Raw genomic sequence first — 17,443 nt, forward strand, 5'->3', positions numbered from 1 at the left:
TTTACCGCGTTTAGTCGCAATTTATTTAGCCGCGTAGAGCGATTTAGTAACGATTCTGCCGTTTTTAACCTCAACCCCGCACATTTGCGCGAGTTGCGCTTTTTCCGCCTGTGTAGCCTTATTTAGGCTCAGAATATACGATATTACCATACGCTTTGCCCTGTCTGCCGTAAGCCGTTTATACTCGCCGTCGCCTATTTTATATCCCTGCATAAAGAGAATCAATAATCGTTGAGCGTCAGTAAAATTCAGCCCCAAAAGATACTGTATTACCTTTTTCTTTTTGGAACCCTGAACGGTCGCGCCGTTTTTATCTTTATCGGACGTTATATCGGATATTCCCGCAAGCGCGATTGAGAGCGATTCGATACCCATAAACTTTGACAAGAGCAAAAGTTTATTGTTCGATGATACGCCGAGTGTTTCCGCTAAAGCCTTATCGTAATACGCGTCGTACACCTGTTTTATCGCTTTTGCTTGTTTATTGGCAGACAGTTTTGCAAATGACTTGTTTTGCACCATACGTTCAATATAGCCGTTCGCCTTTCCGTAAACTCTCTTGAATTTCTCACGCTGTTTCGCTGTAAGTTCGATTTTCTCGCCGTTATACGTTACGGAATCGCCTATGCTGCGCGGTAACACCTCATACTCCTGCTCGTACAATTCGATGAGTTTTTTTCTCGCGCCCGCACTAAGGTTCCCCGCCTTATCCTCATCAAGCATAAGGCTCATAATCGTATCGGCAAGTTCCGTATCGCCGTTCGCTAACGCCGCTTTTATATCCTTGCTGTACTGCGCATTATAAAACATAGAATTGTACTTGTACGCCGTCGCAGGGCTAAAACGCTTGATAACGCCGCTAATCGTGTTATTGATATTCCTTATCGGCAAGCCCGTAATCTGTCCGATTGCATAAAGCGAGTTTCTGAGCGGTTTCATATAATCGGACGTTTCCAACGATTCGCCGCCCGCCGCCTTTGTCGCAACCTCAAACAAATCTTTCGTCGTAGACAAAATGCTGTTTATGCTGTCATACGCAAAATTGCTAAACTCGTAATCGTTTGCGAAATAGTTGTATATATCTTTTACGACGGGGAACATTCCTATTGTCGTGCTTGCAAAATCAGTAAAGAAATCTTGTACAAAACTTATCTCGTTGCCGTCCTTATCCTTGCGGTCTTTGGCATATAGCCACTTAAAGAACTGCGCAACCATTGTGTACATAAGGTTTGCAACTGTTATCGAGGCAAGCGTTTTACCGAGGCGTTTTTTCGCCTTTTTATATCTGCTCTGAATATCGGCATTTGTATCGCCCGATTTTATCATTTGCCGCAGAGTTTTGTATTCCCCGACTGATTCGACGAGGCGCGAGAGTTGTTTGAGCGGCACCGACGTAAACATTGTAAAACTGCGTACAATATCGCTATCGGAACGCATAAGCGCGGAACGCTCCGTGTTTGTGTAGTTCGGCTGCGTAAGTCTGATAACCTCCTCTAACAGCACGCCTGCGGCTTGCATATTCTCCACGGTTCCTATCTTATGCCCGTCGTTGCGTTCAATCTGCACCTGACACGCGTTCCAAATCTTACCGATTGCGGCTCTGTCCGTCCATTGTATAGGCTTAGTGAAAATATCGCCTACCTTACCGACCTTATCAATCACACCCTCCGCTCTTACGACGCCTTTTTCGTAGTTACGGACGCGGGCATAATCACAGTATTTATCCATTGCGGCATAATCGGTTTTCATAACCGCGCCCTTTACCATAGAGCGAAAATCAAGTTCGATTCCCGCTGTCGGATATGACGTCAACTGCGATACTATGACTTTCAAATTTGCGCCGAGTTGATATTTCGCGTATGCGCCGCGCAGTTTCTCAATCACGGAACTACTCGTCGCCTTGCCTTGAATATCGGCAAATAACTTGCTTAAATAAGCGTCCGCACCGCCCCATACCTGCTCATTGAGCGTGTTTCTGATACTCTGAACGTGCGTCTTGTCGCCTATGTTCTTTGCGTAAATTTGACTGAAATTTTTGAGCGGAACGGTCAAATGAGCATAGGTCGAGAGTTGTTTCGCGTGCCGTGTGATGACGCTCCAAATTTCGGGAACAAATATCTTGTTTTTCGCGCCCGTTTTCACGTCTTTATTGAACGAGAAATTATATACGTTTGCCCAATCAGCCATAAGGTCGCGGGCGTCCGTGATATTTTTCGCTATTGTTCCTTTGTCGCGCTGTATCGGGAAATAGAAATCGTCCGAGGCGTTTGTGTAACCGAGAATCTGCAGGTCAGCGTCCGTTTTTACCTTTTTGCTCTGAACATTGAAAAATTCCTCGACAATGGATATAAATTGTTTATCGCTTTCGGTAAAAGCACTTTGCAACGCGTCAATATCGCTTTCGGTTATGCTTACGGTCTGTTTTTTGCCCTTTTTATCAATGTAACTAAACCCTGCCTCATACAAGCCCGCTTTTGCCTGTTCGCGCTTAGACAACTCGTACAGCGACAATGCTTGACCGACATTCAGTTCCGCACCCGCAACCGTTATATATTCCGACGTCAAACGCTTACGGTATTTTTTGTTCGTTTTGAAATAATCATCGAATTTTTCTACGAGTTGGATATACTGCAGGCTTGCCGCAGTTTCTCCCCTTGTAATTTCGTTGTATGCCCGCGTGAGTATGCCGTTCGGGTCGTAATTTTCAAACGATTTTATCACGACACGCGGTTCGACTATTTTGTTGAACACGCCGTATATGCTGTTGAAAAAGCCTCTCCCGACCCTGCTTTTCGTTCTTTGAATTATAGCGTTACCTGCAGTCGCCGCCTCACTTATGCGAACCTTTTTGCCCTCCATTGTCATTTGGTCGTAGTTTTGAAAAAGGTGTTTTGCCGACGCCATTATGACCTGCGCCGCCTGCAACTCCTCAAGAGAGAGCGGTTTTGTGCTGTCGGCGTTCTGTTGTAAAAAGTTGAGCGCGTCAAGTACATTGTTATCAATGTACGTTAAATTCGGGTCTGCGTCATACAGTAGCGGGTTATTCGTATTATAGAATTTCCCATAGTCCAAAAGTATTTTTCGTGCGCCCGATTTTCTCAAATCAGAGCGGTATTTCAGTTTGCCGAGATTTTTCAGCCACGACGTAAGTTCGGGAGCCGAAAAGACCTCTGCGCCTACATAGTTTCGTTTTGCCGCTATATCGCGCAGATACTGTGCGCTGTCAACCAAACTATTTACAACGCTGTTGATTTTTCGCGCCTGCCGCACCTGTTTCGTAAGGCTTTCAATCTGATTCGTGTATTTCTCCACCAACTTGCCATATTTAGACTGCGTACCTTTTTCGTCGTATGCGGTCAAAATATCGCGGGCTATCTGTTGACGGAGTTTTTCGATTTGCGTTTTACTACCGTATGCCGTGAGGCTTACCTTTTCCGCCTTTTTGCTTACGTCGCTTTTAGCCTTTTCGTAAATTTCGAGCATTTCAAAAAATTGGTCTGCCTCGTTTATTGCCTCGATATTTATACCATAAGACTGAAGTTCCTGCGCAATGACGTCGGGAGCCATACCGCCCTGTTTTGCGCCCCACACAAGACTGACGGCATTCTTTTTATCGAACTTATGCTGTATTTCGCCCTTAATACCTCTCAAATCAACCTTGTGCATATATCGACGTATGACAGATAAAGTTTCCATAGCATACGATACGTCGTCATACGAATCATACATATCGGTCAAAACGGCATTATTGATAATATAATCGGCAATATCAAGCGCAACGCCGATTCTGTAACCCTCAGAGGTATTATTCAATTTTGTAAACAGAGTATCAATAACCTGCGCCCTGCTTTTTCCGCTTAGGCTACCGTACTTATCATCGAACACAAGCCGCTCGTCAATAATCGAGTTGATAATCTCCGTAGCGTCGATTTTAGAGTACACTTTCGGGCGCGTGTTGTTTGCCGCAAATTTAGCCCTCTGCCCGCGGCTCATACCGTCTACGGGCGTTCTATCGCCTTTCAGCGCATAGCGGCGTCCGTCTTTATTCACAAACACCCCGTCAACCCGTTCAAGGCGTGCGGGAGCGTATATTTCCGCGCCTGCGGCGGCAAATTCCAAATTCCGAGCGTCGATATGCAATTCAAGAACAACGCCGCCGCTGTGCTTACCGTTGGCGTAATAATCTGCCTCGCTTTTATTTGTCGTGAAATAAGACGAACCTATCACAAGCGATAAAAAAATGGGCTTGTCTTAATCTGACAAGTCCATTGTAGAGCAACATTTTTGAAAGATTTTATATGTTTTTCTATATTTACATACAATTTTCGCAAGGCTTTTCGCAGTTGTACATAAATAAAACAAATGCGAACAAAAGCCGACAAACGCCCGCAAGCCTAAATAACAGCCGCGGCGTTATCGCCCGTCGCCGCTACGCGCTTCGCGAAAGCGGCTTATAAGCACCCACACGTCGGCGGGAGTAACGCCCGCCACGCGCGAAGCCTGTCCTATGGACAGCGGTTTGGCGGCGTTTAGTTTTTCGCGCGCTTCCAGTCGCAAGCCCTCGACCGTCATGTAATCGAGATCGGGCGACAGGCGCATGTTTTCCAGCCGAGATTTTTCTTTGAGTTCCGCGCTCTGCCGTTTAAGATAACTGTCGTAACGTATTGCGGCATACGCTTCCAGCCGCGCCGCCGGCAGTACGCCTTTTAACAAATCCGTTTGCCCGTCGAAAATTTCGAGCGTTACGTTGGGTCGCTTTAACGCCTCCGCCGCGGTCATGGGTTTGGGGCTGTCCTCGCCCGCCGCCGCGAATATTCGTTGCACGGCTTCGAGCGCGAGCGGAGTTTCGAGCAGTTTTTCGCACTTTTTAATCTGCGCGCGCTTTTTATGGAGAAGTTTGCGGCGCGCCTCGGAAACAGTGCCGTAAGGCACGGCAAGCTCCGTCAACCGCAAGTCTGCGTTATCCTGTCGCAGGCTCAACCGACACTCCGCCCTGCCCGTCAACATGCGATACGGTTCGTCGCTCCCCACCGTAACAAGATCGTCCGCCATAACGCCTATGTAACTGTTGGTGCGGTCGAGCACAAGCGGCGGCATGCCGCGAAGATACGCCGACGCGTTAATGCCCGCAAGCACGCCTTGCGCCGCCGCCTCCTCGTATCCGCTCGTGCCGTTGACCTGTCCCGCAAAAAACAGTCCCGCAATGCGCTTGGACATGAGCGACGGAAACAGCTCGCGCGCGTCTATACACTCGTATTCTATCGCGTATGCGTCGCGCACGATTTCGACGTTTTCCAGTCCGACGATAGACCGATACATATCGCGCTGAACGCTCGGCGGGAGCGACGTGGATATGCCCTGAATATACCACTCGTCCGTGCCGTCGCCCTCCGGTTCCAAAAAGAACGTGTGCCGCGGCTTGTCGGCAAACCGAACGATTTTATCCTCTATGGACGGGCAGTAGCGCGCGCCGGTGCCCGTAATAAGCCCCAGCTTGCGCGGCGAAAGCGACAGCGCGTCGCGTATTATTCGGTGCGTGTTCTCGTTGGTGTAGCCGAGATAGCACACCGCCGTATTTTTGGGTTGCTTGCCCGTCATCGCCGAAAACGTGTACGGAACGGCGTCGCCCCTTTGCACTTCCAACTTGTTAAAATCAATCGTCTTGCCCAGTAAACGCGCGGGCGTGCCCGTCTTAAACCGACGCAGCTTAAAGCCCAACGCCGCGAGCGACTGCGCAAGATAATCGCTGCGCGAAAAACAGACGGGTCCGCGCTTTTGCACGGACGCGCCGCAAATTATTGTGCTGTCCATGTACACGCCCGTCGCAACAACCACCGCGCGCGCGCAGTAAACGTTGCCCGTAACGCACTCGACGATAAAATCCGCGCCGTCGCGTTCGACGCTTTTAATTTCGTCCTGACGCATTGTAAGATTGTCGGCGCTCTCCAACGCGCGCTTTGTAAACGCGTGATATTTGTACTTGTCCTCTTGCGCGCGAAGCGACCTAACGGCAAGTCCCTTGGACGAATTGAGCATGCGGATTTGCGTCGCGCACGCGTCGGCGGCAACGCCCATAAATCCGCCGAGCGCGTCCAGTTCGCGGACAAGATGCCCCTTGCCCGTTCCGCCTATGGACGGATTGCACGCCATATATCCGACGTTATCGACGGTTATCGACACGACAAGCGTCTTTGCGCCCGTGTTGGCGAGCGCGAGCGCGGCTTCTATGCCCGCATGCCCCGCGCCGATAACTATTGCGTCGTAATAAAGTTTGTTCGTCATTGCCCGAATATTGTATCACAATACGGCGCGCAATGGCAAGCGTTACGCCGCCGTTAAACCCGTCGGGCAAAAGCTATTCAATCAAATTATTCAAAACAGTCCAGCTCGCGCACTCTTATTTTGAGCAGTCGCACCAAATCCAAAACAAAACTTATGTACCATATCGCCAAAGCGTCAACATCGACGTCCATGACCCCGATGGTAATCTTTTCGTAAGCAGAATAAATCCAATCGTAAATTTTTTCCGCATCCTTACGATTGTTTAAGGCTTTAACCGCTTTGGGTTCGGCGCGCACGCATATTTCGAGAAAAACCGCCTCGCTCCTGTCGTCGCGCAAATAATCGACTAAAAATTGCTCGACAACATCAAACACACGCTTGTGCCTGTCGCCGTAATGCAATCTGCACGCCTCGATTATCGCGCTTACCGGCGGCTTGTCGGTTGTTCCGTTTTTAATCGTGTCGTTCATAAAAACTACCCTTATCCCGTGTGTTGTAGTATTATACGGTCAAGCCCGCGCAATAGCGATTGAGCGCACCGTTTTCGTCATATAATAAGTATACATCATTATTTAACGCAAGTCAATCAAATCACCATTATAGCACAGATACGACAGTAGTGATTATTGTTAAACTGACGACATGAAATTAAATCAACTTATTTCGGAAAAGCTGGAAAGTATACGCAAATCGAAGAACATGGGCGTGTACACTCTTTGCAATAAAGCGGCGATTTCTTACGAAACCTACCGAAGCATACGGAAGAACAGCAACAAAGATATTTACATCAGAACGCTGTTGATAATTTTGCACGCGCTCGACGTCGCGCCGTCCGACTTCTTTTCCGATCCTATGTTCGACAGCGACGAACTGGACGTCGATTTTAAATAACGTTAATTGCCGCAATTAAATAACAAGTGTAAACATAACGCGACGCCTTATCGAAATTAAATAACGCGACGCGAACAATACGCGCGCCGTCATGCGCCCGCACGCAAAAAAGACCCGCAAACTTTGCGAGTCTTTTTTAGGATTATTTTTGTGCGTTACTGTTTACTGCAAAAGTTTACGAGCCGCTCACCGCCCGCATACGGCGCGGTCGCGTCGTTTTGCTGTTCCACGCGTTCGGGCGAACAGCAAAGCGCTTTTGCCGCCTGCCACAGCGTTTCGCCCGCTTTGGCTATGTGGATAATGACCGACGCGTCCGGTCGGGGTATAGCCTCGCCCATGCCCACGCTCTCTATAATACGGCAGGACTGCGGCGTGGACGACATGACGGTAAACGCTATTTCCGCCTTAATGTCGAACACCGACTCGCGGCGCACGCGCACCGCAACGTCCGTAACGCACGCGGTCACGTGCGCGTTTTTCGCGTCGGTATGCACGGACAGCGGCATGCTGAACGGCAGGCGGAAAGACAGACTGTCCACTGCGTTCTTTTCGGCGTTGTAATAAACAATATCGCCGCCCACAAGCCCCTCGACGTTCACGCGCTTATCCTCGACAGTCGCGGAAGTGAGAGTGACGAACGAGCCCGAAACGCACAGCACGTTATCTGCGGCAAGCCTGTCGTCGGCGAGCGGGATTTGCCCGTCTACCGTGTCGGTCACGGTCGCAAGCGGTTCTACAATGCAATATTTTGCTTCCGCCGTTTTCGGCTCTATTTGGTAATCGGCGCAAAACACGTCGGTAACGACCTCGGCGGTGCGGCACGCAAACGCAGTCGCGCTGACGGCGAGCGTTACGGCAAGCTCTATCCTGTTTTCGTCGGCTACGAGCGTCGCCGTGCTGTCAGTCACCGCTACTTCGGCATACGCGACATTGCCTTCGTTCGCGCCGAGCGCCGCTATGTTCTTTACAAACGGCGTAACGATTTTTGTCGAGGCCGTCATATCGTCGTCGGTGCGGATAATGACGTCGGTGTACACCGAGCCGCTCGCCTTAATTTCGCCGTCCGCAGCCTCCACGCCCGTAACTACCGCGCGGCTGGACGCGCACAGTATTTCCGCGCACTTCGCGCCGCCCACGCTGTCGGTTACGTAAGCCGTTTCGGTCTGTTCCGCGCACACCGTGCAATATTCGACGGCGCGCTTTTCGGCATACACGCCGTCGTCGGGTTCGGCAAGACAGGAATACTCCTCGGACGTCGCCGTGACCGCTGTCGTGTCCACAACGGCAACCGCTTTAAGCGTGCCTCCCTCCGCGCTCGCCTCGACGTTGATTACCTCGGGCACGATATTTACCGCCGCGCCCGCGACGATGGCGGGCGAAGTTATTTTGTCCGAGAACTCCGCGACCGCGGACATGCACTCCACTCTCCCGCCCGTAAGCACGAGGCAGTCGAACTTAACTTTGCCTATGTACCGCGCTTCGCCCGCAAAAACTTCGCTCGGCGTTGTCGCCGCCGCAGCCGAAACCGAAAGTACGCGGCACTCCGTTTCCAGCGGTTGCCGCGCCTCGACCACGGCTTGACCGCGCGCGGCGAACGATAATTCGTCGCTTTTGATTTTGATGTTTTCGGACATAACTGTTCTCCTTGAATATAAATATTATCGTTATATGGTATTCGGGAGAACGCCGCAATATTCCAAATTTACGCGCGCCCGAATAGCGCGCGCCGCGAACATTGTCGAATACGCCGTTCGGCGGGCAGAACGCAAAAAATCCCGACAAGCAAAACCGCCGCGTAGCAATCGCGCCGCGCGGCAATCCACATATAATATATAGAAAACGCGCGAAATATCGCGCGCCGTTACCGCAACAGTCTACCTTGCCGTTTCGCGGAAAACTATATCGCCGCAGATAACGTCCGAGTACGAAAACGACACAAGATCGCCCGCCGCCGCACGGAACGTGAATACCGACGGGAACAAATCCACAATCACCCCGCTCATGCGCGTTACCTTTTTTCGCCCTCGGTTGACCGCCACGGAAAGGTCTTTGCCTTTGAGTTCGGCTATTTTGCGCTTTACTTCTTCCACACTTGTCGCACGTTGTCGCATAAGTTCCTCCGCGCGTAATTATCGCCCAAAATCGGCGCAAATATAACGCCTAAAAAAAATTTCGCAAAATCTGCGATAAATTTTTCAAAAACCATGCTCAAACAGTTTACAAAACGCGCCAAAACGCATATAATATGTGCGATTTACAGGCAATATTCAAACGGAGATACATTCATGAAAAAGTCCGAAAAAACAGTAAAAGACGAACGCCCCGTCTATATCCTTTGCCCCCGTTGCGAAATTAACTATATAGACAAGCGCGACAAATACTGCGCCGTTTGCAAAGCCGAAATGGGTATCGGCGACCCGTCTATCCTCCTGCCCGACGAGGAAGAAGAACAGGGCGATCGCCTCTGTCCCGTCTGCCACGTCAATCTGTTGGGCGAGGATGAGGAAATCTGCTTCGAGTGCAAAAAGGAGCGCGAGGAAAAAGAAAAGGAATCGCAGGAACTGTCCGACAGTCCCGACGACGATAACAACAGCTGGGAACCGTTTGCCGACGACGAGGAGGAGGAAATCCCCGACGGCATGCAGGAAATTCTTATCGACGAGGAAGAAGAGGAGGAAGAGGACGACTTCGACGACATCGAAACGGTGTCCGACGAACCCGACGACTTCGATTATAACGTCGATCCCAGCGACTTCGAGCAAGACGAAGAAGACGAGGACGAAGATTTATAATAAAGCGACTTTGCGCAATATCGCGCTATGCAAAAAGCAGTCGACACCGGCGCCGACTGCTTTTTTATTGCTTTGTTTTTATTCGCTTTTATTATACGCACGCGCCGCGCGGCGTGTTCGCCCGCCCCGTTAGGCGCGATATTGTTTTTGTTTTTCGCTCGCCACGTTGCCCGGTCAGGCGCGCACCGCGCCGCCGAAAACGTGCAAGGCGCGCAACTATAATATATAAGATATTACAGTCTGTCGTACTTTTCTATCTGTTTGCGAATTGTCTTTGCTTTTTTAGCCCACTTGCCGTCCGACCGCCATGCCCAGTTGCCGCCGAGCGTGGACGGAATGTTCATGCGCGCGGTCGCGGGCAGATTCAAAAAGTCCTGCATGGGGATAATGACGGTGTTTGCGGCGGAGGAGAACAGCCTGTCAATAATTTCCGCCGTAACGTTGTCGCCCTCATAACCGAGCGTATTGCGCACGAGTTCTTTGTTTCGGTCGTCCAGCGACTCGAACCACCCGCGCGTCGTGTCGTTGTCGTGCGTACCGGTGTACGCCACGCAGTTGGGCTTGTAGTTGGTGTAATAGAAATCGTTGTACGGATTGCCGTCGAACGCAAACTGCATAATTTTCATGCCGGGATAGCCCGTTTCGCGCACCAGTTCGCGCACGCAATCGTGAAGCTCGCCCAAGTCCTCGGCGATGATCGCGGGGTTATTCAGCTTTTCGTTGATGACGTTGAACAACGCCATGCCGGGACCCGTTTTCCACTCGCCCACGCGCGCGTCGGTGCGGTCGGCGGGAATTACGTAATAGTCGGCAAACGCGCGGAAGTGGTCAATGCGCACAATGTCGTACAGTTTGAGCGCCATGCTCATGCGCATGACCCACCAATCGTAGTTTGTTTCGCGCATGTAATCCCAATCGTAAATGGGATTGCCCCACAACTGCCCGTCGGCGGAGAAGTAATCGGGCGGCACGCCCGCAACCACCTTTTTGGACAAATCGTCGTTGAGTAAGAACTGTTTGGGATTGCTCCACACCTCGACCGAATCGTGCGCGACGTAAATAGGCATATCGCCCACGATTTTAATGCCTTTGGAGTTGGCGTAATTTTTAAGCGCGAGCCATTGACGGAAGAACTCGTACTGCAAAAACTTGTGGAACTCGCCCGCCTTTTCGTATTGCGTCAAGTCGGCGGTGCGGTGTTTAAACTCGTCCTCCCAAGTGTACCAAGCCTGCATGTCGTGCGCTTCTTTGAGCGCCATAAACAAAGCGTAGTCGTCCAACCAAAACGCGTTTTCGTCTTTAAACGTCTGATAATCCGCGGGCGGCTTTTTGATAAACCGCTTATACGCCTTGCGCAATGTGTCAAACCGTTCGTAATACACTTCGGCATAGTCCACGGGTTTCATCTTGTATACTTTGGCTTCCTCGGGCTTTAACAGCTTGCGCTCGATAAGCTCGTCCAAATCGATAAAATAGGGATTGCCCGCAATCGCGCTGGGCGACTGATAGGGCGAATCGCCGTAAGACGTGGGACAGAGCGGAAGAACCTGCCACAGCGACAAACCCGCTTCCGCCATAAAATCGACAAACTCATACGCCGCCTTACCCATCGACCCGATACCGCGGTTCCCGTGTAGCGACGAAATGTGCATAAGCACTCCGGCTTTACGTTCCAAGATTTTTCCTCCAAGCATAGATAGTGTATAGAATAATTATAACATATATAATCGTGAAAAACAATAAAAATTCCGAAATTCGTCGGAAATTATATCGCAAAAATCGCCGCGGCAATTTCGTTCGATTTCGCCGATTTTTCGATAATTTCCGATATATTTTTGATATACTTTGCAAGACAACTTTTCACGGAGGAAAACCAATGAACTACATAACGGACTTCGTCAACTTTTTGCGCGCGACCAAGAACCTTACAGACAAAACGCTCGCCGCATACGCAAGCGATCTCAACCAGTTTTTCGCTTTTGAAAAAAGCCCGCTCTCGCCCGATATTTGCGCGTTTATAGCGCACCTGCACGGCGCGCTCGGGCTTAAAGACACGTCGGTACGGCGCAAAATAATAACGCTTAAACTGTTCTATTCGTACATGTGCGAGCGCGACCGCATTGCGAGTTCGCCGTTTGCAAAACTCAAATTCAGGTTTCGCCAAGAACGCCGCCTGCCCAAAACGCTCGCCGTTTCGGACGTGTCCAAACTGCTCGGCTGTTTCGACGACCCCGTTGCCGCGCCCACCCCGTTCGCGCGCGCAACGGCTGTGCGCGACGCGGCGCTAATCGACCTGTTGATAAGCACGGGCATCCGCATAGGCGAAGCGGCGGCGATAACTCTTAACGACATCGTAGCGTCCGACCGCACCGTGCTGATACACGGCAAGGGCAGAAAGCAACGGTTGATATACATTTCCTCCGCGGTCACGTGGAACAGGCTCACGACGCTCGCCAAAGAACGCAGGCGCGACGGCGGCGTGCACCTGTTCGTCAACCGTTACGGCGCGCCTATAAGCGTGCACGGCATAGAACACATTTACAAAAAGTACGCAAAAAAAGCGCGCCTCGCGACGCACTCCACGCCGCACTATCTGCGCCACACGTTCGCCACCAACCTGCTCGCAAACGGCGCGGACTTGCGATCGGTACAGGAAATATTAGGGCACGCGAGCGTCGCCACGACGCAGATATACACAGAGGTCACGACGTTGCGCAAAAAGCAAGTGCTAAACAAATTCAATTACCGAAACAAACTATAAAAAAACCGCAATTCAATAATTGCGGTAAACCTGCTTGCCGTTTACGAACGTCGCGAGCACGTTATAATCTTTGTCGAGCACGGCAAAGTCCGCGCGCTTGCCGACGGCGATACTTCCCCGCTCGTCTTGCAAGCCCAGCTTGCGCGCGGGATTTATCGTCGCGCAATCGACGGCTTGCTCGAAAGTCATGCCGACTTCTTCCGCCATGTTGCGAACGGCTACGTTCATTTTAAGCACGCTCCCCGCGAGCGTGCCGTCCTTCAACCGCGCCTGTCCGTCCTTTACGAACACCGCCTGCCCGCCCAACTCGCTCTCGCCGTCCGCCAAACCCTTGGCGCGTATCGCGTCCGTAATAAGCACGATTTTGCCCGTCGGCTTGCACCGCGCAAGCACGCGCATGGCTTCCGCCGAAACGTGAATACAATCGGCAATCAATTCGCACACAAGCCTGTCGTCGCCGAGCGCGACCCCCGCCGCGCCGACGTCGCGGTGCGAAAAAGGCGACTGCGCGTTAAACGTGTGCGTCACGCCGCGCGCGCCCGCATCCGCCGCGCGCCGCGCTTGATCGCCCGTCGCCGCGGTGTGTCCTATGGACGCGACAATGCCGTTATCGACGCAATACTTAATAAGCCCGTCCGCGCCGTCCTGTTCGGGCGCGAACGTAACTGTTTTTATCCTGCCGCCCGCCGCACGGTTAAACTCTGCCAAAAGTTCCGCGCTCGGCTTGCGTATGCAATCGGCGCGTTGCGCGCCCTTGTATTTTTCCGAAATAAACGGACCTTCGAGATGAACGCCCAAAACCTGCGCGCCGTTACCCTCGTCGCCATACTCCGCGACCGCGCGCAACGCCGACAAAATTTGCTCGCGCGGCGCAGTCATTGTAGTAGCCAAAAACGCCGTAGTGCCCTCGCGCGCGAGCGTTTTAGAAATAACGTCGAGCGCGTCTGTCGTGCCGTCCATTGCGTCCGCGCCGCCCGCGCCGTGCACGTGCGTATCGATAAACCCCGCCGTGACGATCGCGCCGTCGGGCAGTCGCTCTGCTTCCGCGCCGTCCGTGCCGCCGTCTATGCCCGCAATTTTCCCGTCGAACGCAATGTCCGCCGTCCGCACTTTTCCGTCTATATACGCGCGAACGTTTTTAAACGCTTTCACTATTCGCCTCCGTTCCGCCGTCCTGTTGCGCCCCGCCGCCGTCAACCTGTTTAACGGGCGCGCACGCACCGTCGAATATATCGTCGCTTGCGCTGTTTTCGCTATTGTCGCAACCGTCGCCGCTATTGCCATTGCCGTTTTGCGCCGCGGCGTTCGCCTTACTCGTCCTTTTATGATCGACAAATTCGCAAATCGCGAACACCGCCGTCCGCACAATCACAACCGCGGCAAACAGCGGCACGGCTATATTAAACATGACCTCGCGCGACAGCGCAAAGCTCAATCCTATAATCGTCGCGCCCGCAATCACGCTCGAAATAAAGAAGAACGAGCCGACAACGGTAATGCACTCGCCGAACTTCTGTCCGCAACCGAACCGAAGCAGACTGCTTATTACAAAATAAATAAGGCTAATCGCCAACAGCGTGACGACGAGGAACAGCACGAGCGACAGCCCGTTCATGATGTACGCGTTAAGCGTGTACGACCACGCCGCCGAAAACGCGTCGGCTATAAACATATCCGCATGCGCCGCGCTCCCGTCGTAAATTTTGCCGTTCAGCGAGGAGAACACGCCCGAAAACCCGACGGGCACGCCTCCGTCGGTCACAAAGTTGCCGAAAACGCCGCTGTCGAAAATGATAAAGAACTTATCGTTTTCCACTTCCTGCATGCGCGTTAAATAGTACGACCGAAGCGTGGGCGCTTTGCCGTATTCGTCGAACTTGCCTATTTCGGGATATAAAGATTTTACGTAAAGCACGTAAAGTTCCTCGGCATACGCGCGGTCGGACATGTCCTTGCGCTTTTCTTGAAGCGCGGCGTAATCCTTGCCCTTGTCATCCAAGCCGTCGAAATACGCTTCGTATTCGTCGATATGGTATTCGGGATCGACCGCCTCGTGCAATCTTTCTATGCCGAATACGTAATTGCTTTTCAAATCGTCGTCGAGCGCGGCGTATTGCTCGGCGGTAATGCGCTTGTCCTTGTTGTTCACGTCGGATTTGTCCGAATAGTAGGGCGTAAACTTGCCGTAAGTCGTTTGGAACGGGCGCGTGTCCACAATGACGCGAATACCGTGCCGCATATAAATTTCGTCGTCCTCTATGTCGAACGTGTTGATTATTTTATCGGTGCGCGCGCGGTTTGACGCGACGGAAACGCCGCCGATGCCCGCAAACACCTCGCGCACGGTTTGCTTAAATCCCTCGGACTTTTCGTACATACTGCCGAACGCCGCGGAATAACCGCCGAACAGCGACAGCACAATAACGACCAACGCCAAAAGGAACCCCAAGAACACGCCGCCCATGCCGCGCGGCGCGTTCGCTCTCGCGCAACCGTTAGAGAAAAAACTGCCGAAAAATAATTTAAACCGATTCATATATCCGCCCGAACCGCGCGCCGATTACTCTACAATCAACTCGGCGTGACCGAAGTTAATGCCGTCGCCGCTGACGTAAAAGTCGAAAGCGCCCGCGTCAACTGTGTAAACGCAGTTTTCGTCATAATATCCGAGGTCGGCGACCGCCACGTCAAACGTAACGGTTTTGCTCTCGCCCGCGCCGATAAACACTTTTTTAAAGTCGAGTAACTTGCGCACGGGCGTAAGCATTTTGCACACCCTGTCGCGGAAGTACAACTGCACCGTTTCCTTGCCGTCCACGTCGCTCGCGTTTTTGACGGTCACGGACACACGCACCGCGCCATCCCTTTTCGCCTTGCCCGCAGACAGCACGGGCGCGGAGTATTCAAACCGAGAATAAGACAACCCGAACCCGAACGGATACGGATTTTCGTGCTTAACGTCCGCGTACCTGCCGCCGTGCCAGTAGTCGTATTGATTGTAATAGTCGGGTCCGCTGCCCACGCCGCAAGGGAACGATATGGGCAGTTTTCCGCCGAAGTTCTCCTCGCCCTTAATCAACCGCGCCGCGGCAAGCCCGCACATATCGCCGCCGTTAAACGTTTCGACAATAGCGTCGCAATAACCCTCCGCCTCGGACAAAACGAGCGGCTTGCCGTTTACAAGCACCGCGACGACTTTATGATTAACCGCTTTCACTCGCTTTAACAATTCTATTTGCCGTCCGCGCAAAATCGGTTGCGCAACGTCTTTGCCCTCGCCGTTGTATTTCAGCCTGTCGCCGATAACGACGACTGCGACGTCCGCCGCTTTCGCACACGCGACTGCCTCGTCCATAGCCTTATCGCTGTCCGCGCCGCAATCTCCGTCCTCTATTACGCAACCTTTGGCGTAAGTCACGCGCGCGTCGCCAAACACTTCCCTAACGCCTTTGAGCAGAGTATAAACTTCGTCCTTTGGCGTCGCTTGGGGATTGGGGTTGGGGTGTGAATAATAAGTCCAGTCGCCGTATTGCGCGCCGACGTCGTCGGCATTCGGTCCGATAACCGCAACGCTCTTGACGTTGCCCAGCGGCAAAACGCCGTTATTTTTAAGCAGAACCGCGCTCTCCTTGGCAACTTCGTAATTGACCGCGACGTGTTCCGCACAGCCGATAACCGAGCGCGGCGGAAGTTTGCGCGCGGGCATGCCGTCCAAAAGCCCCAGCCGCGCTTTCATGCGCAAAATTCTGCGCACCGAATCGTCAATCGCAGACATGGGGATTTCGCCGTTTTTGACCGCCTCGATTGCTGCGTTATAAAAAACGTCGGTGTACATGCACATGTCGTTGCCCGCGAGTATACCGTCCTTGCACGCCTCGCACAAATCCTCGCACACACGCTGACCGTGTACAAGCGCTTTGTAATTATCCCAGTCGGTGACTATAAGCCCGTTAAATCCGAGCTCCTCTTTCAATATGTCGGTCAACCACTTGCGACTGGTGGTGAACGGCTTGCCGTCGATAGACCCGTATGCCGTCATGACCGACATGACCTCCGCGTCCGCCGCCGCTTTAAACGGTTTTAACAACACTTCGCGCACTCTGCGTTCGGTGACCTGCGAATCGTAAGCGTCGCGCCCGCCCGTCGCCTCGCCGTAAGCTATGTAATGTTTGGCGCACGCCGCGACAAGCCCGTCTTTTTGATAGCCCTTTATAATAGCCGCGCCCAACCGCGCGACGACTTCCGTGTCCTCGCCGAACGTTTCGTCAATGCGCCCCCAGCGCAAATCTCTGCCCATGCACAGCACGGGCGAAAACACCCAGTCCAGCCCGTCCGCCGCCACCTCTTTTGCGGTGACCTCGCCCATCTTTTCGACAAGTTGCTCGTCGAACGTGCATGCCGCCGCGAGCTGCGACGGAAACACCGTCGCGCCCTTTAACAGCGCATGACCGTGTATGGCGTCAATGCCGAATATGGGTTTAATGCCCAGCCTGCTCTTTTCGGCAGGCTCGATATATTTTTGCGTATCGTTGCCGAGCACGTGCAAAAACGACCCGATCGTGCCCATTTTGCGATACTCGTCGAGTTTGGCGGCGTCCATGTTAGCCGCGAGCTGTTGCATTTGCCCTACCTTTTCCTCGATCGTCATTTTCGATAGAATTTCGTCTATCTTTTTTTCGACTTCCGCCGAGCGAGCCGCTGTGTTTGCCATGGAGTT

12 protein-coding genes are annotated in these 17,443 nt (G+C 52.3%); 3 read left to right on the plus strand and 9 right to left on the minus strand.

What is annotated here, in order from left to right; translation table 11 throughout:
* Nucleotides 1–21: 21 nt before the first annotated feature.
* From NFR57_RS03645 to NFR57_RS03655, 3 genes are all read right to left on the minus strand, one after another.
* Nucleotides 22–4,227 (minus strand): hypothetical protein, encoded by a 4,206-nt coding sequence (locus tag NFR57_RS03645; RefSeq protein ID WP_251182476.1) that lies wholly within the window; start codon nucleotides 4,225–4,227, stop codon nucleotides 22–24.
* A gap of 186 nt (nucleotides 4,228–4,413) precedes the next feature.
* Entirely contained in the window at nucleotides 4,414–6,282 is a 1,869-nt protein-coding gene (gene mnmG / locus NFR57_RS03650; RefSeq protein ID WP_251182477.1) for a tRNA uridine-5-carboxymethylaminomethyl(34) synthesis enzyme MnmG, read from the minus strand.
* Nucleotides 6,283–6,368: 86 nt separating this feature from the next.
* Nucleotides 6,369–6,752, minus strand: a complete 384-nt coding sequence (locus NFR57_RS03655) for a hypothetical protein (protein WP_251182478.1) — start codon at nucleotides 6,750–6,752, stop codon at nucleotides 6,369–6,371.
* Between the two features lie 172 nt (nucleotides 6,753–6,924).
* Between NFR57_RS03655 and NFR57_RS03660 the strand changes: the two genes are divergently transcribed.
* A complete protein-coding gene (locus NFR57_RS03660; RefSeq protein ID WP_251182479.1) occupies nucleotides 6,925–7,173 on the plus strand; it encodes a helix-turn-helix domain-containing protein in 249 nt (82 codons plus the stop codon).
* 155 nt (nucleotides 7,174–7,328) lie between these two features.
* Here NFR57_RS03660 and NFR57_RS03665 read toward each other — a convergent pair whose 3' ends face one another.
* Together NFR57_RS03665 and NFR57_RS03670 are read right to left on the minus strand one after the other, a co-directional pair.
* A complete protein-coding gene (locus NFR57_RS03665; protein ID WP_251182480.1) occupies nucleotides 7,329–8,807 on the minus strand; it encodes an SPOCS domain-containing protein in 1,479 nt (492 codons plus the stop codon).
* Nucleotides 8,808–9,047: 240 nt separating this feature from the next.
* Nucleotides 9,048–9,284: a Veg family protein gene (locus NFR57_RS03670; protein ID WP_251182481.1), complete on the minus strand. Its 237-nt coding sequence runs from the start codon at nucleotides 9,282–9,284 to the stop codon at nucleotides 9,048–9,050.
* Nucleotides 9,285–9,458: 174 nt separating this feature from the next.
* Between NFR57_RS03670 and NFR57_RS03675 the strand changes: the two genes are divergently transcribed.
* Nucleotides 9,459–9,965: a hypothetical protein gene (locus NFR57_RS03675; RefSeq protein WP_251182482.1), complete on the plus strand. Its 507-nt coding sequence runs from the start codon at nucleotides 9,459–9,461 to the stop codon at nucleotides 9,963–9,965.
* Between the two features lie 233 nt (nucleotides 9,966–10,198).
* Here NFR57_RS03675 and malQ read toward each other — a convergent pair whose 3' ends face one another.
* Nucleotides 10,199–11,641: a 4-alpha-glucanotransferase gene (gene malQ, locus NFR57_RS03680; protein WP_251182483.1), complete on the minus strand. Its 1,443-nt coding sequence runs from the start codon at nucleotides 11,639–11,641 to the stop codon at nucleotides 10,199–10,201.
* A gap of 200 nt (nucleotides 11,642–11,841) precedes the next feature.
* Here malQ and NFR57_RS03685 point away from each other — a divergent pair, with 200 nt between their 5' ends.
* Nucleotides 11,842–12,726 (plus strand): tyrosine-type recombinase/integrase, encoded by an 885-nt coding sequence (locus NFR57_RS03685; protein ID WP_251182484.1) that lies wholly within the window; start codon nucleotides 11,842–11,844, stop codon nucleotides 12,724–12,726.
* Nucleotides 12,727–12,738: 12 nt separating this feature from the next.
* Here the strand turns inward: NFR57_RS03685 and nagA are convergent, their stop codons facing one another.
* Genes nagA through NFR57_RS03700 form a run of 3 tightly spaced genes read right to left on the minus strand, consistent with a single transcriptional unit; the run spans nucleotide 12,739 to nucleotide 17,437 of the window.
* Nucleotides 12,739–13,878, minus strand: coding sequence for an N-acetylglucosamine-6-phosphate deacetylase (gene nagA, locus NFR57_RS03690; RefSeq protein ID WP_251182485.1), 1,140 nt, complete (start codon nucleotides 13,876–13,878; stop codon nucleotides 12,739–12,741).
* A complete protein-coding gene (locus NFR57_RS03695) occupies nucleotides 13,865–15,262 on the minus strand; it encodes a hypothetical protein (protein ID WP_251182486.1) in 1,398 nt (465 codons plus the stop codon). Before NFR57_RS03695 ends, nagA begins: the two co-directional genes overlap by 14 nt.
* Nucleotides 15,263–15,286: 24 nt before the next feature.
* Nucleotides 15,287–17,437, minus strand: coding sequence for a glycoside hydrolase family 3 N-terminal domain-containing protein (locus NFR57_RS03700; protein WP_251182487.1), 2,151 nt, complete (start codon nucleotides 17,435–17,437; stop codon nucleotides 15,287–15,289).
* Nucleotides 17,438–17,443: the final 6 nt, after the last annotated feature.

Origin of the sequence: Anaerocaecibacter muris (assembly GCF_943192945.1) — a bacterium.
GTDB classification, from domain to species: Bacteria; Bacillota; Clostridia; order Christensenellales; family Pumilibacteraceae; genus Anaerocaecibacter; species Anaerocaecibacter muris.